The sequence below is a fragment of the Egibacter rhizosphaerae genome, assembly GCF_004322855.1.
GTDB classification, from domain to species: Bacteria; Actinomycetota; Nitriliruptoria; order Euzebyales; family Egibacteraceae; genus Egibacter; species Egibacter rhizosphaerae.
The window spans coordinates 2,538,357-2,562,899 of sequence record NZ_CP036402.1 but is presented as its reverse complement, the minus strand read 5'-3'; the positions used below and the strand labels follow the sequence as shown (position 1 = coordinate 2,562,899).

The following is a 24,543-nucleotide window of genomic DNA, read 5'->3' as shown; positions in this document are numbered from 1 at the left end:
GCGCGGTTCACGGGGACACCCACGGCTGGACGGCGATCCAGACCCAGGACGCCGCCGTCAGGACGCCGATGCCCCCGCCCAGCACCGCGAGCGTGAGACGCCACCGCCGACGATCGCGCACCCACGCCGCCACGCCCCGTCCAGCCAGAGCCGCAGCCGCGCCCAGCGCCATGAACTGCGCCGTGAAGCCCGCGTGTGGCGGCGGTCCCGAGGGCTCCATCCACACGATCACCAGGACGACCAACCCGCCGCCGACGGCGCCGGCCACGGCCACCGCCCCCCACTCGGCCAGCGGATGGTGCCACCACACGCGGCGGGCGAGCGACGCGACGGGGATCCCGAAGGCGTACACGACCGGGCCCGCGAACACCACCCCGTAGAGGCCGAGCACGAGGGCGGCCCCGAGGGCTGCAGGGCCGTCGGCACCCACCGACACCAGGACGAGCAGACCCACCCCGCTCGCCAGCGCGGCCGCGGCACCCGCGAGCAGTTCGGGCACGCGCCACGTCTGCGGTGGGCGCGATGCCGCCGCAGCTGGCGTGCAGATGCTCTCGGCGTTCGGACTGTCCATCGTGAGCCCCCTTCGCGGGTGCGTGACGCGGGACCCTGGTACGCCGACGAGTTCGCACCGCTCACCGGTTTGAGCGACTGCTCAAACAGCGTAGCGCACGCTTGAGCATTTGCTCAAGCGTGTGATGATCGGCGAATGAGCGACGACGAGCCTCTGTCCACACGCGCGCGATTGCGCACCGCAGCGCTCGACACCGTGCACCACGAAGGGATCGTCGGGACCTCGGCCCGGGCCATCGCCCGGCGGGCGGACGCGAACCAGGCGCTGATCTTCTACCACTTCGGCACCGTGGACCAGCTGTTGGCCGAGGCGTCCCGTTCGCTGTCGCAGCAGCGGGCACGGGCCTACCGCGAGCGGCTGGCTGCGGTGACCACCATGCGGCAGCTCGCGACGGCCGCGCGCGAGCTCCATCACGAAGAGCGCGCGAGCGGCACCGTCGCGACGCTCGCCCAGCTCATCGCCGGCGCGCGCACCTTCCCGCTGCTCGCCCAGGCGCTTCGCGAGAACCTCGACCTGCTGACCGAGCCGGTCGCCGACACCCTCGGGCGCCTGGTCGGGGACACCCCGCTGGAGGCGGTGGTGCCGGCCGACGAGCTGGCCCGCAGCGTCGCAGCCGGCTTCGTCGGCCTCGAGCTCGTGGACGACCTCCACGAGCACCACGACCCCGAGCTGTTCTCCGCCCTCGACGGGTTGGCCACCCTTGCCGACGCCCTGCGCGACGCCGGCGCGCTCGAGGCGTCCTGGCTACGCCGCCGCCTGCGCTGACATCACCCGCGAAACGGCAACGCGAGGGGCCCGACCGGGCCCCGACCAACCGGTGCGGTTATCCGGCGGGTGCCGTCCGTGGCGTCGCGCCGGCGCCCGCCTCGGGAGCGCCCGGCCCGGGGCCTGGCGCGGGCACGGGCTCGGGTCCGCCGGGGTCGAGGCGGAAGGGCGGGTACTCGTCGGTCATCAGGGCGGCGTAGGCCAGGACGCGGTAGACCCAGCGCTGCAGGCCCATCACCAGGTCGAACAGCCCGGACGGGTAGCGTGCGGTGAACAGCAGCGCGACGCCGGCGATCAGCACCAGCAACCCGATCAACCCACCGCCCAGGGCGACCTGCCAGGTCTGGTCGCCGGCCTGGTAGGCGATCGTGCCGGCCCCACCGGTGAACACGGCGACGACGAAGTAGTGCGGGAGTGCGAGCAGCCACCACTTGACCAGCACCAGGCCGCGGGACAGCCGCTCGGGGTAGGCGACGTCGAAGTCGGCGGGATAGTCGGTGCGCGACAGCCTGAAGGGCGGATACCGGTCGGTGCCCAGCACGCCGTAGGCGTAGTACTGCACCCGCCAGCTCCAGCGCACAACGCCGACGTTGAAGTCGAACAGCGATCGGGGATAGCGCGCGGTGAACAGAATCGCGACACCGGCGACGAGGGTTAAGACCGCGAACGCGATCCACAGGAAGAACAGCACGACGAGGTGCGGGATCGCCAGCAACCACTTCACCAACCACAGCGCCCGCGACGGCTCGTCCAGTCGAGCGTCCAACGTGACCGGATGTGCCGGGCCGGAGTCCATGACCGTTCCTCTCGAGTTCCCTCTGCTCGCGAGGAGCAGGGCGACTCGGTCAGGGAGCCCCGGTGGCTCCCGTGCACGGCCGGGTCACACTCCAAGCATGCCCCGTCAGGGCGCACCTGGACCCTGTCCCGGTGGAGAAAGCAATCCGTTCGGCCCACGAGCCGGGCCGTACGACCCGTGCCGAAGGGCCGTTGGACCTCCCCAAGACCCTTCAGTGAGGGCATAATGGGCGCTACGGGGTACATGTCGCCGACTCGAGCGACGGCGCCGTAGGGGAAGATCGACGGGAGCGGGCATGGGGGTACGGGGGCGGGCGTCTCGTGTCCGCACGGCGGTCGTCGCGGTGATCGGCGGATCCATTGCGGTGATCGTGGCGATGGGCGTGGCCGTGGTCGCGTTGGCGCACCAGGAGTTCGACAGCGGCCGACTGCTGGCCGGCACGACGATCGCGGGCGTGGACGTCGAGGGCCTCGCGCCCACCGAGGCGGTCGACGTCGTGGCCGCGCACCTGCTCGACGATGAGCAACCGCTCGTGACGGTGGAGGTCGACGACCGGCAGTGGCCAATGCACGCCACCGAGGCCCTCGACGCCGACGCGCTGTCGCGCGAGGTGGCGGACGCGATCGAGACGTCCCACGCCCGCTTCCGCGAGCTGTCGCCGTTCGGGATGGTGTCGGCGCGCTGGCTCGGCCGCTCCCCCGGGATCGCGGTGGACGTCCGCCTACCCACCGACCGGGACGGGGTCGACGCCTTCGTCCGGGACGTGGCCGGCGAGGTCGACGAGGCCGCGGTCGACGCGGAGATCGCGGTGGTCGACGGCTGGATGGAGTTTCGCGCCGAGCGCACCGGGCGAGACCTCGACCGGGTCGCCACGAGCGCCCGGGTGCGCGAGGCCGTGAAAGCGGGCGAGGCCGAGGTCACCGGCACGGTACGTACGGTGCAACCACAGCGGACGCTCGACGAGTACGCGGACGTGCTGCTCGTGCGACAGGGGGATCGCCGCCTGTATCACTACGTCGACGGAGAGATCGAGGCGGAGTGGCCGGTCGCCGTCGGCGCCGGGGGCAGCCCGACCCCGACCGGCCGGTTCGTCGTGGGCGCCAAACGCGCCAGCCCCACGTGGCACAACCCCGCCGCGGACGGGTGGGGCGAGGACATGCCCGAGGTCATCGACCCGGGTCCGGACAACCCGCTGGGCTTGCGGGCGCTGAACTGGCTCGGTGAAGACGGCGCGGACACGCTCGTGCGGTTCCACGGCACCGCCGATGGGGGTTCGATCGGCCAGGCTGCCTCACGCGGCTGCGTGCGCCTGTCCAACGAGCACGTCATCGAGCTCTTCGACCGCGTCCCGCAGGGCGCCACGATCATCTCGATCTGATCGGCTGCGCAGCGACCGAGCAGCGATTCGTCGAACATGGTACCGAGGCGCCGGCGGCCAACGCCCGCCGCCGTGAACAGCCCTGCCGACCAAAGGACCAGCGTGCCCGTCCCGCTCTCGATCCTCGACCTCGCCGAGATCGGCGAGGGTGACACCGCCGCCAGCGCGTTCGACGCGAGCGTGCGGCTCGCCCAGCAGGCGGAGGCCTGGGGGTACCGCCGCGTGTGGTACGCCGAGCACCACAACATCCCCGCCATCGCCTCGGCCGCCACGAGCGTGCTCATCGCGCACGTCGCCGCCCACACCCGGCACATCCGAGTCGGCGCCGGCGGGGTGATGCTGCCCAACCACGCACCGCTCACGATCGCCGAGCAGTTCGGCACGCTCGAGACGTTGCACCCCGGCCGCATCGACCTCGGACTCGGGCGCGCGCCCGGCACCGACCAGAACACCCTCCGCGCGCTGCGTCGCGACCCCGCGGCCGCGAACGACTTCCCGCAGGACGTGCTCGAGCTGCAGGGCTACCTCACCGGTGAGACGCGCATCCCCGGGGTCCACGCGACTCCCGGGCACGGGACGAACGTGCCGCTCTACATCCTGGGCTCGTCGCTGTTCGGTGCGCGGTTGGCCGCCGGTCTGGGGCTCCCGTACGCCTTCGCCTCGCACTTCGCCCCACAGGCGCTGGGGGCCGCGGTCGCGGCCTACCGCAGCGAGTTCCGCCCGTCCGCGGAGCTCGATCGGCCCCACGTGATCGCGGGCATCAACGTGATCGCCGCCGACCGGCGCGCCGACGCCGAGCAGCAGTTCCTGGAGGCCAAGCGCCGCCGGGTCAAGTTGCTGCTCGGGCGCGGTCGGGCGCTCACCGACGAGGACGCCGACGCGATCCTGGATTCGCCCCAGGCGGGACCGGTGCTCGAGATGGTGCGCCACACCGCCGTCGGGACGCCGGACGAGGCGATCGCCCACCTCGAGCGGTTCGCCGCCCACGCCGACGCCGACGAGCTGATGCTGGCCTCGGCCGCGCCGGACAAGGCCGCGGCGCACCGTTCGCTCGAGCTCGTCGCCGAGGGCTACGGCCTCGCCTCCGTCGCCTGATCGTGCCCGACAGGGCGGCGACGGCATGGCCCGTCACGCTCAGGCGGCGCCCGGGAGGCGGGCGGCGAGGTACTCCGCGATGTGGCGGACGTCGATCGTGCGACCCGACGCATCGACGCCGCCCTTGAGGTGCAGCAGGCACCCGGGGTTGTCGCTCACCAGGGTGTGCGCACCGGTGCGGTCGACGTTGGTGAGTTTGCGACCCAGGATGCGGCTGGCGACCTCCGGGTTGGCGAGCGACGTGGAGCCCCCGAAGCCGCAGCACTCGGTGGCCTCGGGCAGCGCGACGACGGGAGCGCCGGCGACGTCGCGCACCAGGCGCTCCATCTCGTCACGCCGGCCGAGCGTGTTGGTCGACTGGCAGAACCGGTGGACGGTCACCGGGCTGCGATCGCCGGTGTCGAGCGCACCGGCCGGCAGGCGCGCGGGCCCGGTGAGGTAGTCCACGAGGTCGTGGGTGCGGGCTGCCAGCCGCCGCAGGCGCGCGGCCTCCCCGGGCTCGTCGCGCAGCAGGCGCGGTGCCTCGTGGCCGAGCATCGCCACGCAGCTCGGGGCGGGCGTCACGACGTCGTCGACGCCGTCGAGGGCATCGAGGGTGTCGCGCACCATGGCGGTCGCGCGGTCCCAGTCGCCCGCGTCGAACGCCGGCAGCCCGCAGCAGTGCTGTTGGCGGCGCACGACGACCCGGGCGCCGGCCGCGCGCAGCAGGCGGGCCGCCGAGACCGCGATCGCCGGGGCAAGGCGGTCGGTCACGCACTGCAGGAACAGCAGGACCGTCCGGCCGGTGACCGCGGTCTCACCGAGCCGCCCCACCTCGGGCTGGCGGCCCGGGCGCAGCCGATCGCGGGCCGGCGTGCGGGCCGGCGCGGGCGGGGTGCGCCAGGACGTGCGCCTCGCGAGCGCGGGCACGCCCGCCAGCGGCCGGGGCACCCTCGCCAGCCCGTCACGCGTCACGGGCCCGGCCAGCAGGCCGGCTGCCCGCGTGGCCGACCCGACCAGCCTCCGCGAGGCGAACGCACGGAACACCAGCCGTCTCAGCCGGGCATCACGGGTCTCGGGACGGTCCCGCATCACGCGGTGGCGCGTCTCGAGGATCTGCGTCGGCAGCGGGATGTCGACCGGGCACACGGTCGCGCACGCGCCGCACGACACGCACAGCGACTGCGGTCCGGCCGCGGCGTCGACCCCGTGGTGCCACAGCGTGTTCACCAGACCGATCGCGCCGGTGTACACGTGCCCGAAGGCGTGCCCGCCCACGACCGCGTACGGCGGGCACACGTTCGCGCACGCGCCGCAGCGGATGCACCGCAGCGCGCTCGCGACGTCCGGGTCGGCGGCCATCGCCGCCCGGCCGTTGTCGACCAGCACGATGTGCTGCTCCTGCCCGGGACGTGGGCCGGTGACGAAGTTCGTGTACACCGTGATGGGCTGCCCGGTCGCCGAGCGTGCGAGCAGGCGCACCTGGGCCACGGCGTCGGCGAACGTCGGCACCAGCTTCTCGGCGCCGGCGGTCACGACGTGCAGCTTGGGCAGGGCCACGCTCATGCGGTTGTTGCCCTCGTTGCACACCAGCATGACGGTGCCGCCGCTGGCCACGAGCGCGTTCGCGCCGGACAGCCCCACCCCGCCCGCCAGGAACCGGTCGCGCAGCTCGGTGCGTGCGACCTGCACCATGCGCGGGACGTCGTCGGGCGGGAACTCACGGCCGAGGACCCGCTCGAGCAGCGCGGCGATCTGCTCCTTGCGCTTGTGGATGGCCGGCATGACCAGGTGGCTGGGATGCTCGCCGGCGAGCTGCAGGAGCCACTCCCCGAGGTCGGTCTCCACCGGGGTGATCCCCGCAGCCTCGAAGGCGTCATTGAGCCCGATCTCCTCGGACACCATCGACTTGCCCTTGACCGCGAGGTCGACCCCGCGCGCACGGCACAACTCGATGATGAAGCGGTTGGCCTCCTCGGGGGTCCCGACGCGGGTGACGGTCGCCCCGGCGGCCGTGGCCCGTGCCTCGAACTCGTCGAGGTAGTCGTCCCAGTGCTCGAGCACGTGATCCTTGACGGCGGCCAGCTCGCCCCGCAGCTCGTCGAACGAGCGGCCCTCGGCCTCCTCCAACGCCGCGACCTGCGCGTCCCGGCCCGCTCGCCAACCCTGCTGGAACGCCTGCAACCCGCGTGCGACGTTCTCGTCGGCCAGCGCCTCGGCGTAGCGTTGCTCGAACGGCTTCATTCTCCCGCCTCGCACTCGCCGGGCACGGCCGGGCTCACCCGACCACCACGACGTCGACCTCGTCCGGTCCCTGCACCCCGATCGTGAGGCTGCGCTCGATGTCGGCGCTGCGGCTCGGACCGGTCATCAGGCTCGCGAATCCGGGGGCGCCCGCCCGGTCAGCCAGCCACTCGGCGGCCTCCTCCAGGCGCGGGACGAGCCGTTCGCGCGGCACCACCTGCACGAGGCGTCGGCACAGCATCGACACGACGCGATCGGCGAGTGCGTGCTCGGACACGAGGACGCTGCCGGTCTCGGCGACCGCGAGCTCGCCGCGGACCACGCCCACGGCCACGTCGGCGACCTGCTCGGCCGGGTCCCCCGCGTCGTCGGGCACGACCAGGCACACGCCGTGGGCGCGCAGGGCGTCGGCGACCTCGTCGTCGGCCAGCCGGCCCGCCACCGCCACGGCCCCGCCGTCGGCGAGCGTCGCCACCAGCCGCACGGCCTCGTCCAACGTTGCGACCTCGTGCACCGTGCTGGCGGCGGCCCGTGCCTCCTGCCGGAAGGCATCCACCATCGACGCTGTCACACGCGCTCCTCTCCGCGGCCGGGACGACGAGCGTCGCACATAGCCATCGGGGCGGGTAGCGGGGGCACCGTGGTCGGCTACACGGCCGCCCACGGGACGGGGCGACCGGCGGACGCGGTCCATCGCCGTGCGGCGGTGAGATCCTCGAACCGTCCGAGCGCGATGCCCTGCACGAGCGCGTTGCCCAGCGCCGTGGCCTCGGCGGAGCCCACGGTGATCGGCAGGCCGGTGTGCTCGGCGAACAGCCCGTTCATGAGGTCGGTGCGCACCCCGCCGCCGACGACGAGGACGTCCTCGACGCGAGCGCCGGTGGTGGTCCCGAGCTCACCCGCGACCCTCGCCGTCGCCGCGGCGATCGACGCGAGGACGCACCGCACGACCTCGCCCCGCCCGGCCTCCTGGCCAAGCCCCGCCGCCGCGCGTACCTCGGCGTCCATGTCCGCGGGGGCGAGGAAGCGCTCATCGGTCGCGTCCACGGTGGGCACGAGCTCGGCGCCGGCCGCGGCCGCCAAGAGCTCCTCGCGCGGGGGGTCGCCCCAGGCCGCGCGGCACTGTTCGAGCATCCAGAAGCCCATGACGTTCTTCAGCAGGCGGGTCCCACCGAGCGCGCCGCCCTCGTTCGAGAAGTTGCGCTCCCGCGCGTCGGGCGTGATCACCGGTGCGTCGCGCTCGGCACCCACCAAGACCCACGTGCCGCTGGAGATGATCGCCGTGCCTGGCCCCGGCACGCCGGGAACGGCGACGAAGGCGGAGGCCGTGTCGTGGCTCCCGACGGTGTGCACGGGAACGCCCCGCCACGTGCCAGCACGCCGGCCGGCGGTGTCGATCGGGGGGAGCAGCCGCGGCGCGACGCCGACCTGCTCGAGCAGCTCGGTCGACCAGGAACCGCTCGCGCGGTCGACGAGCGCGGTGGTGGAGGCGTTGGACCACTCGGCCGCGTCGCGACCGGTCAGGCGGTGGACGACGAGGTCGGGCAGCAGCATGAGCCGCTCCGCGCGCGCCAGCTCGTCGCGGTCGTGCGCGGCGAGCTGGAACAGCGTGTTGATCGGCATGAGCTGGATCCCGGTCCGCTCGTACAGCGCTGCGGGCCCCAGCCGTTCGGCGACCTCGCGCCAGCCCGCGGTGCGGGCGTCCCGGTGGGAGAAGGGCGGCGCGACGAGGGCACCGTCGCGATCGAGGAGCGCGTAGTCGACCCCCCAGCCGTCGACCCCGATCGACGCAGCCGGGCCGGCGGCCAGCGCTTCGTCGAGCCCACGCTCGACCGCGGCCATGACCCCTTCCCAGTCCCACCGCAGCGTCCCGTCGCGGTGCTCGACGGGACCGTGCGCCCAGCGGTGGACGATCTCGACCCGCGGCACGTCGTCGTCGAGGTCGACCGAGGCGACCCGCACCGAGGTCGCCCCGAGGTCGACGGCCAGGACGCGCGTCGGGGCGGTGCTCACCGCAGGAACGCCTGCGCGAGGCCGCTGTCCACGGGCACCAGCAGGCCGGTCGTCTGGTGCAGGTCGCCCCCGACGAGGGCGAACACCGCCGCCGCGACGTGCTCGGGCAGCACCTCCTGTTGCAGCAGCGTGCGGCCCGCGTAGAACTGGCCGAGCTCCTCCTCCTTCACCCCGTAGACCTCCGCGCGCTTGGCTCCCCATCCGCCGGCGAAGATCCCCGAGCCCTGCACGACGCCGTCCGGGTTGATGCCGTTGACGCGGATGCGGTGCTCGCCGAGCTCAGCGGCCAGCAGCCGCACCTGGTGCGCCTGGCTGGCCTTCGCCGAGCCGTAGGCGACGTTGTTCGGACCCGCGACCACCCCGTTCTTGCTGGCAATGTAGACGATGTCGCCCCCATCGCCCTGGGCGGCCATGACCCGGGCGGCTGCTCGCGAGACGAGGAACGAGCCGCGCGCCATGACGTCGTGCTGGCGGTCCCAGTCGTCGACGTCGGTGTCGAACAGCGACTTCGACAGCGAGAGCCCGGCGTTGTTCACCACCAGGTCGACGCCCCCGAACCGCGTCACCGCCTCGTCGACGGCAGCCTGGACGCTCGTCTCGTCCGCGACGTCGGCCTCCACCGCGATCGCGTGGTCGCGCGCACCCAGCTCGTCGGCCACGTCCCGGGCGGCGGCGCCGTCGAGGTCGGCGATCGCGACGACCGCGCCCTCCGCCGCGAGGCGACGGGCCGTCGCCCGCCCGATGCCGGAGCCGCCGCCGGTGACGAGCGCGACGCGTCCCGTCAACGGCTTCGGCGCGGGGCGGCGGCGCAGCTTCTTCTCCTCGAGCCACCAGTACTCGACCCGGAACTTCTCGGCCTCGGGCACCGGGTCGTAGGTGGAAACCGACTCCGCTCCGCGGATCACGTTGATCGCGTTCACGTAGAACTCGCCCGCGATGCGCGCGGTCGGCGAGTCGCCACCGAACGAGAACATGCCGACACCGGGGACGAGGACGATCGCGGGATCCGCCCCGCGCATGGGCGGCGAACCCTCGTCGGCGTGCCGCCGGTAGTAGGCGGCGTACTCCTCGCGGTATTCCCGGTGGAGCTCGCGCAGCCGTTCGATCTGCTGCTCGAGCGGCGCGTCGGTCGGCAGGTCGAGCAGCAGCGGCCGGACTTTGGTGCGGATGAAGTGGTCGGGGCAGCTCGTGCCCAGGGGCACCACACGCGGGGTCTCCTGGCGCGCGATGAAGTCCAGCACGAGCGGGTCGTCGTTCCAGTGTCCGACCACCGGCTGGTCGGTCGAGGCCAGCCCCCGGATCACCGGTGCGAGGGCCGCGGCGCGGCGATGGCGCTCGTCGGCGGGCAGCGGCTCGAACCCGGCGCGCACCGACCCCAGCGGCTCGGGGTCCCCCTGCTCGTCGAGGAAGGCCTGCGCCCGGCGGATGAGCTCCCAGGAGCGCTGCTCGCAGGCCTCGTTCGTCTCCCCCCAGGTGGTGAGGCCGTGGCCGCCCATGACCACGCCCTTGAGGTCCGGGTTCGCGCGCAGCAGCTCCTCCATCCGACGCGCGAGCTCGAAGCCGGGCCGCCGCCAGGGGGTCCACGCCACCTCGTCCCCGAAGCAGCGCTTGGTGAGCTCCTCGCCGTCGGCAGCGGCCGCGAGCGCGATGATGCTGTCGGGATGCAGGTGGTCGACGTGCGCGGTCGGCAGGAGCGCGTGCATCGACGTGTCGATGCTCGGCGCGGCCCCAGCGCCGAGCGTGCAGAGGTCGAGCAGCTCGTGCATCTCGTCCTCGTGCTCGGGCCCCTCGTAGACCTGTTTGAGGCCGTTCACGCGGTCGAGCACCAGGGTCGACAGCCCCTCCCGGGTGAGGGTGCCGAGATCGCCGCCCGAGCCCTTCACCCACATCACCTCGACGTCCTCGCCGTCGACGGGATCGGTGCTCGTGCCCTTCGCGGAGGTGTTGCCCCCGCCGTAGTTGGTGGTCGTCGGGTCGGCGCCCAGCCGGCGGGACCGTGCGACGAGGTCGTCGACGGTGGGATGGTCTCGCGGATCCTTCATCACGGCATCCACTCCTGACCTCGTTGAGCCGTCTCGATCGCGTCGGGGGACCCGGCCCGGGTCGCGCGAAGGTCGGCCGCACCACTGGGTGCCCCGGGTCCGTCGGGCCCCGGGCGCATTGCCCGGAGCCCGATCCGATCGACCTAGAAGTCGTAGTCGCCCATGTTCGACTCGTCGAAGACCGTCGGCGGGCCGAGCAAGACCTCACCGGTCTCCTCGACAATGTCGACCTCGCCGATTCGGGCGGCGTCGAACGTGCCCTCGTCGGGCATGTCACCGGTCACCTGAGCGACCGCGACCTGGACCGCGAGATAGCCGAGGTCGACGGGGTCCCAGAGCACCCACTCCTCGACCGTGCCGGTCTCGACGTAGGGCGAGACCTCGCTCGGGACACCGAGTCCCGTGACCGCGACCTCACCCGACAGGCCGAGCTGATCGACCGCGTCGGCGGCACCGGGCAACGCCACCGACGTGATCCCGAACACGCCTGCGGTGTCGGGATTGGCCTGAAGGTAGCTCTCGGTGACCTCGACGCCGAGCTCCAGGTCCTCTTCGCCCGGCTGCACGGACGCGACGGTCATGTCCGGGTACTCCTCCTCCATGTGGGTACTCATGGCCTCCATCCACTCGTTCTGGTTGGGGGCGGTGAGTGACCCGGTGACGATGAGGAACTCGCCCGCCCCACCGGTCTGCTCGGCCATCGTGTCGACGAGTTGAGCGCCGAGCGCCTCGGGGTCGACCTGGTTCACGAAGAACTCGCGGGCCTCCTCGACGACATCGGCGTCCCACGAGCCGGTCGCGATGCCCTCCTCCTGGGCCGCCTCCATCGCGGGCGCGAGCGCGTCGGGGTCGTTCGCGGACACGGTGATCGCATCGCAGTCACCCGAGCCGGTCCATTGCTCGATCAGCTCGACCTGGTCAGCCGTGCTGTCCTCGGTGGGGCCGTCGAACTCGAGAGTCACGCCGAGCTCGTCCGCCGCCTCCTGAGCGCCCTCCTCGGACGCGTTGAAGTACGGAATGCCGACGAGCTTGGGCAACATGCAGACGGTGATGTCCCCGTCGGGCTCGTCATCGGCGTCCTCGTCGGCTTCGTCTCCGGCGTCGTCGTCGGCGTCCTCCTCACCGTCGGCGGTATCGGCATCGTCCTCGGCGGCCACCTCGTCGGTGTCGTCGTCGAGCTCCTCCTCGGCGCCTTCGCCGACCTCGCCCTCGCAGGCGGCGGTGAGCAGTGCCAGCGCAGCCATCAGCGCGACAAGGCCAAGCATTCTGTAGCGGGCGAATCGCTGTCTCATCTTCGGGCTCCTTCCATTCGGCTCTCGGACGACGGATTGGTTGCAGGTGTCGTGGTCAGCGGTCCGCGCGGCGGAACCGCTCGTTCAAGAAGGCAGCGACGAGCAGGAGGACGCCGAGCAGGAACAGCCTCCAGGTACCGCCGACGCCGGCGAGCTGGAGCCCGTTGCGCAGCACCGCGATGATCAGCACACCGAGGACGGTCCCGGGAATCGACCCCTTGCCGCCGTAGATGCTCGCGCCGCCCAGGACGACCGCTGCGACCACTTCCAACTCGAGGCCCGCGCCGATGTCGGCGCGCGCGCTCGACACCCGGGAGGTGAAGATCGTGGCCGCGACCGCGGTCAGCAAGCCGGTGACCGCGTAGAGCGACAGCTTCACGCGCCGAACCGGGATCCCGGCGGCCCGCGCGGCCTCCGTGCCCGACCCGATCGCGTAGACCCACCGTCCGACCACGGTGCGGCTCAGGACGAGCCATGCGATCGTGATGGCCCCCACCAGCACGAACAGCTGGCCGGGTACGGGCCCGAGATAGTACTGGCCGAGGTAGTCGAAGCCGGCCGGGAAGGTCGAGACGGCGTCGGCGTCCGACACGCCGAACGCGAGCCCTCGATAGAGGGCCAGGGTCCCGAGCGTCACCACCAGCGGATGCACGCCGAGCTGGGTGGTGATCGTGCCGTTCACCGCCCCGGCGGCGATCCCGACCACCAGGCCGATGACAACCGCCATGGCGATCGGCACGCCCGCGGCGAACGAGAACCCCACCGCCACGGACACCAGCGCGAGCTGCGAGCCCACCGAGAGGTCGATTCCCCCCGTGATGATGATGAGTGTCATCCCGAGGGCGATCAACCCGATCTCGGTGAAGAACCGCGTGGTGCGCAGCAGATTGCCGAGGGTGAGGAACTGCTCGGAGAGCAGGCTCATCACCAGGACGAGAGCGATGAGCACGATGACCAGGACCGTCTCCCGTGACGGCGAGAGCAGCCGGCGCCGGGTGTCGGCGTTCCCGAGCGCGGTCATGTGACCTCGCCCGCCCAGCGTCGCCGGACACCGTCAGCTGAGATCGCGAGCAGGATCAGACCGCCGAGGACCGCGTCCTGCCACACTCCGGGCACGTTCATGAGCACCATCCCGTTCAGGATCACCCCGACGAGCAGCGCGCCCACGAGCGGGGCGAAGGTGGATCCGCGACCGCCCGCGATGCTCGTCCCGCCGATGACGACGGCGGCGATGATCTCGAGCTCGAGCGCGAACCCGGCGTTCGGCTGCACACCACCGGTGCGGCCGATGTAGACGAGGCTGGCGAGGCCCGTGGCGAGACCGGTGCCGAGGAACGCGAAGAAGCGGGTCCGGTCGATCGCGAGCCCGGTGAGGCGCGCCGCCCCGCGGTTGCCGCCCACGGCATAGACGTCGCGTCCCCACGTCGTGTGGCGACCCACGACGGCGAGCAGAGCGGCGGCAGCCGCCACCAGGATCAGCGCCCAGTGGAGCCCGAACACCTCGTCGCGCCCGAGGATCCGGCTCTCTAACGGAATGCCCGATACGGAGTCGCCCCCGGAGATCAACAGCAGGAGCCCGCGCAGCGTGTAGAGCATCCCGAGTCCGACGACGATCGCCGGGATGCGCGCCTTGACAACCAGGAAGCCGTTGAGCGCGCCGGCGGCCCCGCCCACGAGCAAGCCCGTCAGCAACGGAAACAGCAGGCCGCCGACCTCGACCGCGACCGTGCCCACGAGCATCGCGCAGAGGCCCAACATCGACCCCATGGAGATGTCGATCTCCCCGGCCAGGACGACCTGATTCACACCCAGCGCGATGAGCGCGACGATCGAGCTCTGCACGACCACCGACTGGAGGTTCGCGGCGGTCAGGAAGCCCGGAGCGATGATCGACAGGAGCACGCCCACCACGAGCAGCACGATCGCCGCTGGCGACTCTGGACGGTGCGCCAGCACCTGCCAGCGGCTGCGCGCCCCGACCTCGGGGAGCTCGGGGGGCTGGCGCGTCGTGGTCATCGCGGGGCCTCCGCCTGCTCTTCGGCGGGGACGCCCTCCTCGGCGTTGGCGGACGGGTCCTCGTGATCGGAATCGCCCGACGCGACCGTGCCGGTGGCAAGGCCGATCACGCGCTCGCGGTCGGCCTCCGCGCGGTCGAGGTCGGCGACGAGGCGTCCCTCCCTCATCACGAGCACGCGGTCGGCGAGCCCGAGAACCTCCTCGAGCTCGCTGGAGATGACGAGCAGCGACTTGCCCGCCTTCGCGAGCTCGTCGATCTGGCGATAGATCTCGGCCTTCGCGCCGATGTCGATGCCGCGTGTGGGCTCGTCGAGGAGCAGGATGTCCGGGTCACGAGCCAGGCAGCGTGCGAGCATCGTCTTCTGCTGGTTGCCCCCCGACAGGTGGTTCACGGGGTCGGTGAGCCGCGCTCCGCGCACGTGCAGACGCTCGGCCAACTGCTCGGTCATGGACCGCTCGGTGCGCGGGGTGATCCAACCCGCATGCGAGACCTGACCGAGGCTGGACAGGCTGATGTTGTGCCGGATGATGAACGGTAGCACGAGCCCCTGCAGCTGGCGGTCCTCCGGTACGTACGCGATCCCCTTCGCGAAGGCGTCGGCCGGACCGCTGATGCGGACCTCGTCCCCATCGAGAAGCACCCGCCCCGCGTCCGCCTTGCGCAACCCGAAGATCGTCTGCGCGAACTCCGTGCGACCGGCGCCGATGAGCCCGGCAACACCCACCACCTCGCCCGCGCGGAGCGCGAACGAGACATCGCGGAACTCCCCCTTCTTGGTGAGCCCCTCGACGCGGAGCCGCTCCCGGCCCGGCTCGACGTCAGAGCGCAGGTAGTGCTCGGTGAGTTCACGACCCACCATGTGGCGAACGACACCGTCGGCGGTGAGCTGCCGCGTCGCGTCAGTGATCACACGGCTGCCGTCGCGCAGCACCGTGACTCGGTCCGCGAGCCGGAAGACCTCCTCGAGCCGGTGCGAGATGTAGACGACACCCACGCCCTGCGTCCGGAGGTCCTCGATGATCCGGAAGAGACGTTCGGTCTCGCGATCCGACAGCGCCGACGTCGGCTCGTCCATGAACAGGACCCGCGCGTCCCCGATCAGCGCGCGAGCGATCGCGACCAGCTGCCGATTCGCCGTCGAGAGCTGGCCGACCGTCGCTCTTGGGGGAACGCACAGCCCCAGCCGCTCGAACACCTCCGCGGCGGCGCTGGCCATCGTCTTCCAATCGATGCCGCCCCACGCCGTGCGGGGGCGCCGCCGGCCGACGAAGAGGTTCTCCGCGACCGTGAGCTCTCCGAACAGGTCCAGTTCCTGGGGGATCAACGCGATGCCCGCCGCTTCGGCCTCGCGCGGCGAGGCCAGGCGGGTCGCCTTCGAACCGATGAAGATGCGACCCTCGTCGGGCTGGTGCACACCCGCCGAGACCTTCACGAGCGTGCTCTTGCCCGCCCCGTTCTCCCCTACGAGCCCGTGGACCTCGCCCCGACACACCGAGAAGCCGACCCCGTCCAGGGCCACCGTGCTGTCGAACCGCTTGTGGATCCCTTGGAGCTCCAGCAGCGGCGTCGGCTCGCTCACCGTGCACCTCCCAGGAGCCGGACCCTCACTACCGACTCCAGGTGGTTGAATGGTTTCAAGAGTTTAGTCCAGCCACCCGCAGCATTGTCAACACCGGATCGTGACGACTTCCCGCCAGAGCGCGCCCTGCGACCACGTGCGAGGATCAGAGTCCCGTGGCCACCGCGGCGGCGCCACGCTCAGCGATGCGCGCTCGTCGGTACCCGACACCGCGGAGCGCCCCGACCGGATCGATCGCCGCACCGTTGCGTCGGCGTGCCTCCGCCGCCAGCGGACCCACGTCGAACCGGAACGCGCGCTGCAGGATGGCCTCGCCCATCGCCGCGTCCCCCTCGTCCTGTGCGACGGCGAGTGCCGTGCCGTCGACCAGCAGGGCCTGTCCGACCGCATGCTGCAGCGCGACCGTCGACTGGGCGATGTCCTCGAGGGGGTCCTTCACGTTGCAGCTCTGGTCGATCATGTAGGCGAGCTCGGGCATGCGACCGCCGCCGTACGCGACCAGCTCACGGACGATCAGGAACAGCTGGTACGGGTCGATCGAACCGACCGTGAGGTCGTCGTCGCCGTACTTCGAGTCGTTGAAGTGGAAGCCGCCGAGCCGGTCGACCATCGCGAGGCGCGCGACGATCTGCTCGATGTTCGCGTTCGGCAGGTGGTGCCCCAGATCCACGAGACACTTCGCCTGCGGGCCCAAACCCTGGGCCAACAACAGCGACGAGCCCCAATCGGCGTTGACGGTCGCGTAGAACGCGGGCTCGAACGGCTTGTGCTCGGTGTAGAGCTCCCAGTCGGGCGGCAGGTGCGCGTACACCTCGCGCAACCCCTCGAGCACACGCTCGAACTGGCGCCGCAGGTCGGCTTGGCCGGGATGGTTGATGCCGTCCGCCAACCAGATGGTGATCGCACGCGAGCCCAGTTCGACGCCCAGGTCGATCACCGCGGTGTTGTGCGCGACCGCCGCCTCGCGGACCGCGGGATCGGGATTGGCGAAGCTGCCGTGCTTGAAGCTGACCTTCCCGTCCTGGGTCGTCTCGGGGTTGTCCTGGAAGGTGTTGGAGTTCATCGCGTCGATCGCCAACCCGAGCGACGCCGCGCGCTCGCGGATCGCGCCCGGATCACGGGGCAGGTCCCAGGGCACGTGGAGGCTCACCGAGCGCGTGGCGCCGGTGACCGCGTTGATCGCCGCCACGTCCTCGAGCTTCTCCTCGAGCGTGCGGGGCTCGCCCCCGGTGGGGAACCGCCCGAACCGGGTCCCACCGGTTCCCAGCGCCCAGGAGGGCGCCGCGGCACTGAACGCCTGTAGTGCCCCGATCACGACCTCGGCGTCGATCCCCCTCCGCTCCAGGCACGCCGCGACGGCCTCCAGGTCGGCCTCGTGACCAGCGAGCAGCGTCGTGTTCTGGGCTTCCACTCTCTCTGGTTCGATCATCTCGGTACTCCTCCTCGTGCTGCTCCGGCGCCGGAACGTTGAGGGGTCAGCGCCCGGGGATCGCCGCGGTCGTCGCGAGGGTGTAGCCGCCGTGGGACGTGTCGAGCCGCGAGTGCTGGACCGTGACCGGCTCGTCGCTGTCGACCTGATACGCGAACGGCGTGTCGACCGGTAGCTCCAGCCCGAGCGCACCAGCGTCGTCGAGGCGGATGTGCCAGGTACGACGCCCCTCCACCACCAACTCGCGACTCTGGTCAGGCTCGCGGTCCTCGAAGTAGAACGTGAGGCGGAGCCGCGCGGCCTCACTGCCCGTGTTGAGCACGCAGACGGCCTCGTGGCTGATGGCTCCGCGTCCGGAGGCGCCAGGCAGGAAGGCGTCCGGCACCAGCCAACATCGACTGCCCGTCGGGTGCGCGCGCTCAGTCATGCGACCGCCCGATGCCGGCATGACGGCCCCGGTGCCACGAGGCCGTGACCTGCCCATGTGGGTACGCTATGTGTGTCCATGAATTGAAAGCATTCAAGCAGTCCGCACGGGACCCGTCAACGGGTGTCACCGGACGGGCCACCGGGGGGTCACGGTACCCTTGCGGCTCAGGCCGACGGGAGGCGACAGAGTGCGGTCCTCCAGCATCCACGACGTCGCCCGCCGCGCGGGCGTTTCGGTCGGCACGGTCTCGAACGTGCTCAACCATCCCGAGCTGGTCGCCGCTGCGACGCGCGGGCGGGTCGAGTCGGCGATGAGCGAGCTCGGGTACGTGCTGAACGGCTCGGCCCGGAACCTGCGCACCGGCCGCAGCAACATCATCGGGCTCGTGGTCCTCGACGTGCGCAACCCGTTCTTCACCGAGGTGGCCCGAGGCGCCGAGGACGCCGCCAACGAGCACGGGTACGCGGTCATGCTGTGCAACTCCGACGACAGTGAGGACAAGGAGGCGCACTACCTCCGCGAGCTCGAACAGCAACGCGCGATGGGGGCCCTGATCACCCCTGTGAGCACGTCGCCGGAGCTGCTCGATGCCATGGTGGCCCGGGGTCTGCGCGCCGTGCTCCTCGACCATCCGAGCCCCACCGGGGAGCGCTGCTCGGTCGCCGTCGATGACGTGCGCGGTGGCGAACTGGCCGCCGCTCACCTACTCGAGCAGGGCCACGAGACCCTGGCCGTGATCAACGGGCCGCGCAGCATCCAGCAGTGCGAGGACCGACGCGAGGGCGTGCGCCGTGCCGTCGCCATCGCCGGCGGCGACCCGGACACGGACGTCGTCGAGCTCGAGATCGAGTCCCTCAACGCACCGGGGGGTGAGGCCGCCGCCACCCAGCTCGTGGAGCACCGCCCCTCGCCGACCGGGGTGGTGTGCGTGAACGACCTCGTCGCGCTCGGGGCGCTGCGAGGGCTGCGCAGCCACGGTTACGACGTCCCCGGCGACGTGTCGATCATCGGGTACGACGACGTGGAGTTCGCCTCGGCGCTGCGCGTGCCGCTGACCACGGTGCGCCAGCCGAAGTACCGGCTGGGGCGCGCGGCCGCGGAGTTGCTCCTCGAGGAAACCGGCGACCCCGACCACACCCACCAGCAGGTGCTGTTCTACCCCGAGTTGATCGTGCGCGAGTCCAGCGCCCCGGCCACTGCGCGCACCTGACTCGGCACGGGCACCGAACCCCGCACGCGCGCCGGAACCGGCGCACGGCCTGACGGGGCGGCTCACTCCGGGGAGTAGGCGTCCGGCATCGGAGTGTCGAGCGCCTGGGGGCGCCCCAGCAGGTACCCGGCGGCGGTGTCGCAGCCGAGAGCGCGCAACTGTGTCCATTGGGAGGCGTACTCGACGCCCTCGGCCGAGGCGCTCGCCCCCAGGGCGTGGGCGAGCTGGATGATCGCGCCGACGATGGCCTGCCCGTTCCGCTGGTCGAGCTGCCCCACGAACGCACGATCGACCTTGAGCACGTCGATCGGATGGTGCTGCAGCGCACTCATCGACGAATAGCCCGTACCGAAGTCGTCGATCGCGATGCACACGCCCAGACCGTGCAGACGGTCGAGTTGCGCGGTCACGGTTTCGGGATCGCGCACGAGCGTGCGCTCGGTCAGCTCGATGCCCAGCTCGCCCGACCGCACCCCGTGCGTTCGCAGCCTGTCGCTGACGTGGTCGACGAACTCGCTGCTCGTCAGCTCATCGGGGGACACGTTGATCCAGACCCGGCGGAACCCGTTGCCCCGGTGCCGGTGCGCCACCAGGGTGCGACACGCCTCCTCGAGCACCGACTCACCGATCACCCCCGCCAGCCCGCTCTCCTCGGCGGTGCCGATGAACGCCCCGGCGGCCAGCAGGCCGCGACGCGGGTGATGCCAGCGCACCAGGGCCTCGGCACAACTGCGTCGGCCGTCGGCCAGCCGAAAGATCGGCTGGTAGTGCAGCGCGAACTCGCCCCGCTCGCATGCCTGACGAAGATCCTGCTCGAGGTCGAGGCGCTCGAGCGCGTCGTGGTGCAGCGCCTCGTCGTAGACCGCTGACTGGTCGCGGCCGCGCCGCTTCGCGGCGAACAGGGCGGCGTCGGCGTTGCGGATGATCGTGGCGGCGCGCTCGCCCGGTTCGGAGGGCGCGACCCCGACGCTGGCCGAGATCGTGACGGTGCGACCCTGAACCTCGTACGGGGCGCGCAGCGCCGTGCGAAGCTGCTCCCCGATCTCGAGCGCGCGGTTCACCGACACCTCCGTGAGGGCCACGATGAACTCGTCGCCCCCGAACCGGCACGCGAGCGCATCGGACGACAGATGCGCACGCAATCGCGACGCGATCTCGCACAACAGGCCGTCCCCGACGCGGTGACCGAGACTGTCGTTCACGATCTTGAAGTGATCCAGGTCGAAGAACAGGAGCACCGGCGCGCCCTCGCCAAGGCCGCGGAACTCGTCCACCCGTCGCTCGAAGGCGCCGCGGTTCAACAGCCCGGTGAGGTCATCGTGGGCCGCGGCGTGCGCGAGCTCGGCCTGCGCGGCCTCCGCGGCCTCCCGGGCCGTGCGCTCGGCGTCGAAGAGGCGGCGCTGCTCGACCTCGCGGTCGACGCGCTCGGTGATGTCGACGAAGAAGACCGCCACCCCGCGCTCGTGGGGGAAGACGCGCTCCTCGAACCAGCGCCCCCACGGTTCGAAGTGGGCCTCGAACACCTGCGGCTCCCCGGTCTCGGCCGCCTTCAGGTAGTAGTACTCGAAGTCCGTGCCGATCAGGCCCGGGAACGCCTCCCACAGCAGCCGCCCCTCGAGCTCCTCCCGGGGGAGACCGAACGCCCTCTCGGTACTGCGGTTCACGTGAGTGAACCGCCACTCGCGGTCGAACGAGATGTAGCCGTCGCTCACGCTGTCGAGGGTCTCGACCACGCGCTGCGCAGCGTCCTGGCGGTCGGAGACGTCCATGACCACGCCATCGATGCGCTCGATGCGCCCGTGGGCGCCGGGCGCGGCGCGGGCCCGTTCGAGCACCCAGCGCGCCGAGCCGTCGTGATGCTGCACGCGGAACGTCCGCTCGTACGACCCGCCCTGCTCGGCAACCCGATACAGGGCGGTGCTCAGCGCCGTGCGGTCGACCGGGTGCACGGCCTGCAGGCAGTCCTCGATGGTGAGGGGCGGCCCGTCGGGGTCACCGTCGAACATCTGCGCGCAGACCCGGTCGTGCCTGAAGACGTCGTCCTGAACGAGGTACTGCCACGTACCCAGCCGCCCGGCCTCGATCGCCAGCCGCCGTTGCTCGGCCACGGACGCCAGGTGGCGCTGCTGCTTCTCGCGGGCGGTGACGTCCCGCTGCGTCGCGAGGAAGTTCGTGACCCGGCCTCTCCCATCGCACACGGCGGTGATGTCCAACTCCACCCAGAAGCGCGAGCCGTCGGCACGCTCGTTCTCCACGACCGTGCGCACCGGTCGGGCGCGCTCGAGCCCCTCGCGGAGGCGGGCCAGGTCCGCGGGGTCGGTGCCGTCGGTCTGCAGGAAGCGCGGCGAGTGCCCGACGACGTCCTCGGGCGCGTGGCCCGTCATCTCCGCGAACATCGGGTTCGCGTACACGATCCTGGGGCCGGGCTCGTCGAGCTGGGCGTCCGTGACGATCACGGCGACGCGCATGTGCTCGAGCACGGCGACCGACAGGCCGCCCAGGTCGGGCGGCGTCCCATCCGCCGCTCCGTCATCGCTGAACGCGCGAACCCGACCGCCCGCGTCCCCCGCAGACGATCCGTTCGCTCCTACAGGATCCATTGTCATCGTGGTCCCGACGGTGACGGCGCCTTGCCGGCGACCCCGATGCGAATCCCCCCGGCATCGGCGTCGGTATCCGGACCGTCGACGAGTGTTCTGTGTGTATAAGTGCGAATCCTAGCGGGTTGCCGTCAACACGCGACAGGACGGGCCTCGACTCGCCGTCTGGTGCGGCGACCGGTAAGACACGCCCGCTTCGGCGGTGACGAGTTGCATGTACGACCGCAAGACGTCCCGGCGCACGGAACGGTCACGTCCGAACGAGGACCGTGCGCGGACACCTCCCGCCGACGAACTCGACGAACCCGTCAGCTGACCGCTCGATGCCACCGCAGCGAGACGAACACGCGCGTGCCCGGGCTAGCAGCCCGGGCACGCGTGGTGGAGCGTTGGTGTACGGGGCCGCTACTCCGCGGGACTCTCGACGATCCGCCCCTCGACCTCCGGAGCGACCGGCGAGTTCTCCCGGACGTAGCGCTCGACGTCGAGTTCCAGGGGGTTCTGGAGGCTGTAGACGTCGTCGGTGAGGACCGGGTAGCCGTCACCGCCGGCGACCATGAAGTCGTTCGTCGCCACCTGGTAGGTGGCGTCGGCCGACAGGTCGACCGGCGTGCCGTCCTCCTCGGAGCGGTGGTCCCAGTACTCGACCGTGTGGACCTCGCCCTGGGGGAAGTCCCCGGACTCGTCGACGATGTCGTACTCGATCCGCAGGCCCGAGACCTGAATGAAGCGGCCACCGCCGACCTCACTCACCCCGTGGTTGAGGTACTCCTCGAGCTGGGCGCCGGTGATCTCGACGAGCTCGGTCTCGTTGCCGAACGGCCAGACGTCGAGAATGTACTCGAGCCTGATGTTGTAGCGGCCGTCCTCCATGTCGTCGTCGTGGGTCATGTCGGCGCGGAGCCCTCCCGAGTTCTGGAACGCGAAGTCGACGTCGTGGACGTAGGTGAGCGCGTCGGTCGCGAGGTTGCCCTGCGCCGACTCCTCCACGCGCGTCGTCCTCGGGATCTCCACCTCGGACTGGCCGACGACCTCGGCGAAGATGTCCTCGCCGATGTCCTCCCAATCGTCAATCTGTGCCTGCACTTCGGGATCGGGCTCGACGTGATGGTGGACGAGCTGGTTCTCGGCCGACGAGTCCACGACGCCCTCGCCAGGCTCGATACTGAGCGAGATCTCCGTGAACAAGTTGCCGTACTCGTTCGCCTGAGTGACGAGCGTGTCGTCGAATGCCTCGTCGCAGACGTACGTCTGGTGGGTGTGACCGGTGACCATGAGGTCCACGGCCTCATCCATCTCGTCCATGATCGGCACGAGCGCGCCCTCGGGCTCGATGCACTCGTTCATGCCGCCGGCCTGGCGACCGCCCTCGTGCATGAGCACGACGATCGCGTCCGGGTCCTCCGCCTGCAGGTCCGGCACCGCGTCGGCCACCGCCTCTGCCTCGCCGAGGAACTCGAGACCATCGATGCCGTCGGGGTGGACGACCTCGTCGGTGCTCTCGGTCGTGACACCGAGGAACCCGACGCTCGCGTCGCCGAACTCGGCGACGTGGTACGGCTGCGTCAAGGCATCCCCGGTGTCCTCGTGCACGACGTTCGTCGACAGCGTCACGAAGTCTTGGCCCTCGTGCTCGCGGTCGAGCGGGAAGTCCTCGGGGTCACCCGGGTACTCGCCGCCGTCACGGCGCCACAGGAGTTCCTCCTGCCCGGCGTCGAACTCGTGGTTGCCGACCGTCTGCACGTCGAGGCCGATCTCGTTCATGATCTCGACGGTCGGGACGTCGTTGAAGTAGCTCGACAGGACCGGCGTGCCGCCGACGAGGTCGCCGGCGTCCACCATGTACGTGTGCTCGTGCGCCTCGCGGAACGCGTCGATGTGCGCCCCCAGGTAGGCGGCGCCGCCGACGTCCTCGGCCACGACATCGTCGGCGATGGCGGCCTGACCACCGATGACGCCGAGCGATTCGCGTGCCTCGAACGTCTCGGAGATCCAGTCGGCACTGGCCTCGGACGCACCGCGGTCCTCACCGTGCACCAACACGGGAATAGCGCCCGCCTCGGCCGCCGCGGCCCCCGAGGTGACGCCATCGGGCCAATTCAGGCCGGTCACCAGCCATGGCTGGGTCTCGTCCATGCCGGCGTCGGCAGCGGCCTCGGCCACGGCCACGCTCGTCGCGTAGCGGTCGTCGCCCTCCAGCCGATCGGCCAGGGCGATGCCGAGGTCCTCGAAATCGGCGTCGACCTCGTTGCCGAGAGCCGCCGAACCCCCTACCAGCGTGGCAGTCTCGACCTCGAGCGCGGTCGCGCCCTCCGCGGTGGCCTCCGGCACCCCGTCCTGCTCGGCGAGCAGGATCGGTCGCTGCTCGTACGCCGCGAGCGCCGAGATCGCCATCGCGTCCGGCCAGCCTCGGAACTCGTCGGGGTTCAGCCCCTCGACGACGTACGCGTCGCTGAACGCGTCGACGCCGAGTTCCTCGCCCATCGCCTCGGCGATCGCGATCGCGGTCTCGAAGCGCGTCGGGCCGTCCAGACGTGTCGTGTCAACCTCCGCCTGCTCGACCTCGTCGGCGGCGTCGTCGCTGATTGCCGCGCTGCCCCCGAGTAGGTACGCCGCGTCCGCCCCCAGGCGGTCGATCTCGTCGAGGGTCTCGGACGGCACCTCGCCGGTACGGGTCAGCAGGATCGGCGCGTCCGCTGCCGAGGCCAGCGGTGCGCCGGCCAATGCGTCCGCGAACTCGTCCGCCCGCGCCAATACCACCGCCTCGGCGTCGTCGTACACGTGCTGCGACACGTCGACGGCCGTGGCGACTCGGTCCGCGCCCTCGAGGCGAAACACGTCCTCTGGCACAAAGCTCGCGCCCTCGGGCGTGAGACGCCCGTGGTAGTCGTTGATCGCCGCGAGATTGACCTCGACCTGATCCCCGCCGTCCCCGTTGTCGTCGTCATCGTGCTCATCTGCCGCGGCCGCGGGTAACAGCAACCCGAGTGCCACGGCGGCGGCAGCCAGCGCCACCGCGTAGCGTCGCCAGGAAGTCGCCCCTGGAGCGACTCTGTCGGACGAACCCATGCCAACCTCCTTGTTGGTGGGCCCCTGAGCGACC

The 24,543-nt window shown here is 71.5% G+C and carries 17 protein-coding genes and 1 pseudogene; 4 read left to right on the top strand and 14 right to left on the bottom strand.

What is annotated here, in order from left to right:
- Positions 1-7: 7 nt before the first annotated feature.
- On the bottom strand, positions 8-571 hold the full coding sequence (locus ER308_RS11970) for a hypothetical protein (RefSeq protein ID WP_131155209.1): 564 nt from the start codon (positions 569-571) through the stop codon (positions 8-10).
- Positions 572-706: 135 nt separating this feature from the next.
- On the opposite strand from ER308_RS11970, the gene ER308_RS11965 reads away from it, so the two are divergent.
- Entirely contained in the window at positions 707-1,336 is a 630-nt protein-coding gene (locus tag ER308_RS11965) for a TetR family transcriptional regulator (RefSeq protein WP_131155208.1), read from the top strand.
- Between the two features lie 58 nt (positions 1,337-1,394).
- Here the strand turns inward: ER308_RS11965 and ER308_RS11960 are convergent.
- Positions 1,395-2,114: pseudogene (locus ER308_RS11960) on the bottom strand (DUF4389 domain-containing protein); the annotation flags it as partial.
- 313 nt (positions 2,115-2,427) lie between these two features.
- Here ER308_RS11960 and ER308_RS11955 point away from each other — a divergent pair.
- Positions 2,428-3,510 carry a L,D-transpeptidase family protein gene (locus tag ER308_RS11955; RefSeq protein ID WP_131155206.1) on the top strand — a complete coding sequence of 361 codons (1,083 nt, stop codon included), beginning with the start codon at positions 2,428-2,430 and terminating at the stop codon, positions 3,508-3,510.
- Positions 3,511-3,612: 102 nt separating this feature from the next.
- Complete coding sequence (locus ER308_RS11950) at positions 3,613-4,605, top strand: LLM class flavin-dependent oxidoreductase (protein WP_131155205.1); 993 nt, start codon at positions 3,613-3,615, stop codon at positions 4,603-4,605.
- A 39-nt stretch (positions 4,606-4,644) separates the two neighbouring features.
- Here ER308_RS11950 and ER308_RS11945 read toward each other — a convergent pair whose 3' ends face one another.
- The 10 genes from ER308_RS11945 to ER308_RS11900 all read right to left on the bottom strand — a co-directional run bounded on the left by ER308_RS11945 (position 4,645) and on the right by ER308_RS11900 (position 17,627).
- The gene (locus ER308_RS11945) at positions 4,645-6,828 is read right to left on the bottom strand and encodes an LUD domain-containing protein (protein ID WP_131155204.1); all 2,184 of its coding nucleotides are present in this window, start codon (positions 6,826-6,828) and stop codon (positions 4,645-4,647) included.
- 34 nt (positions 6,829-6,862) lie between these two features.
- Entirely contained in the window at positions 6,863-7,399 is a 537-nt protein-coding gene (locus ER308_RS11940; protein WP_165492031.1) for a LutC/YkgG family protein, read from the bottom strand.
- 77 nt (positions 7,400-7,476) lie between these two features.
- Complete coding sequence (locus tag ER308_RS11935) at positions 7,477-8,841, bottom strand: rhamnulokinase (RefSeq protein ID WP_131155202.1); 1,365 nt, start codon at positions 8,839-8,841, stop codon at positions 7,477-7,479.
- Positions 8,838-10,883 carry a bifunctional rhamnulose-1-phosphate aldolase/short-chain dehydrogenase gene (rhaD, locus tag ER308_RS11930; protein WP_131155201.1) on the bottom strand — a complete coding sequence of 682 codons (2,046 nt, stop codon included), beginning with the start codon at positions 10,881-10,883 and terminating at the stop codon, positions 8,838-8,840. Before rhaD ends, ER308_RS11935 begins: the two co-directional genes overlap by 4 nt.
- A gap of 143 nt (positions 10,884-11,026) precedes the next feature.
- Complete coding sequence (locus ER308_RS11925) at positions 11,027-12,175, bottom strand: autoinducer 2 ABC transporter substrate-binding protein (RefSeq protein WP_205745584.1); 1,149 nt, start codon at positions 12,173-12,175, stop codon at positions 11,027-11,029.
- A 55-nt stretch (positions 12,176-12,230) separates the two neighbouring features.
- Positions 12,231-13,196 carry an ABC transporter permease gene (locus tag ER308_RS11920; RefSeq protein WP_131155200.1) on the bottom strand — a complete coding sequence of 322 codons (966 nt, stop codon included), beginning with the start codon at positions 13,194-13,196 and terminating at the stop codon, positions 12,231-12,233.
- Entirely contained in the window at positions 13,193-14,191 is a 999-nt protein-coding gene (locus ER308_RS11915) for an ABC transporter permease (RefSeq protein WP_131155199.1), read from the bottom strand. The genes ER308_RS11920 and ER308_RS11915 overlap by 4 nt, the downstream gene beginning before the upstream one ends.
- On the bottom strand, positions 14,188-15,771 hold the full coding sequence (locus tag ER308_RS11910; RefSeq protein WP_131155198.1) for a sugar ABC transporter ATP-binding protein: 1,584 nt from the start codon (positions 15,769-15,771) through the stop codon (positions 14,188-14,190). The genes ER308_RS11915 and ER308_RS11910 overlap by 4 nt, the downstream gene beginning before the upstream one ends.
- Positions 15,772-15,916: 145 nt before the next feature.
- Positions 15,917-17,200, bottom strand: coding sequence for a sugar isomerase (locus ER308_RS11905; RefSeq protein WP_131155197.1), 1,284 nt, complete (start codon positions 17,198-17,200; stop codon positions 15,917-15,919).
- Positions 17,201-17,246: 46 nt separating this feature from the next.
- Positions 17,247-17,627 carry a sensory rhodopsin transducer gene (locus ER308_RS11900; RefSeq protein WP_131155196.1) on the bottom strand — a complete coding sequence of 127 codons (381 nt, stop codon included), beginning with the start codon at positions 17,625-17,627 and terminating at the stop codon, positions 17,247-17,249.
- Positions 17,628-17,817: 190 nt separating this feature from the next.
- Here ER308_RS11900 and ER308_RS11895 point away from each other — a divergent pair, with 190 nt between their 5' ends.
- Complete coding sequence (locus ER308_RS11895; protein WP_131155195.1) at positions 17,818-18,840, top strand: LacI family DNA-binding transcriptional regulator; 1,023 nt, start codon at positions 17,818-17,820, stop codon at positions 18,838-18,840.
- 62 nt (positions 18,841-18,902) lie between these two features.
- Here ER308_RS11895 and ER308_RS11890 read toward each other — a convergent pair whose 3' ends face one another.
- Together ER308_RS11890 and ER308_RS11885 are read right to left on the bottom strand one after the other, a co-directional pair.
- The gene (locus ER308_RS11890) at positions 18,903-21,446 is read right to left on the bottom strand and encodes an EAL domain-containing protein (RefSeq protein ID WP_131155194.1); all 2,544 of its coding nucleotides are present in this window, start codon (positions 21,444-21,446) and stop codon (positions 18,903-18,905) included.
- A gap of 399 nt (positions 21,447-21,845) precedes the next feature.
- Positions 21,846-24,509 carry a cell wall-binding repeat-containing protein gene (locus ER308_RS11885; RefSeq protein WP_131155193.1) on the bottom strand — a complete coding sequence of 888 codons (2,664 nt, stop codon included), beginning with the start codon at positions 24,507-24,509 and terminating at the stop codon, positions 21,846-21,848.
- Positions 24,510-24,543: the final 34 nt, after the last annotated feature.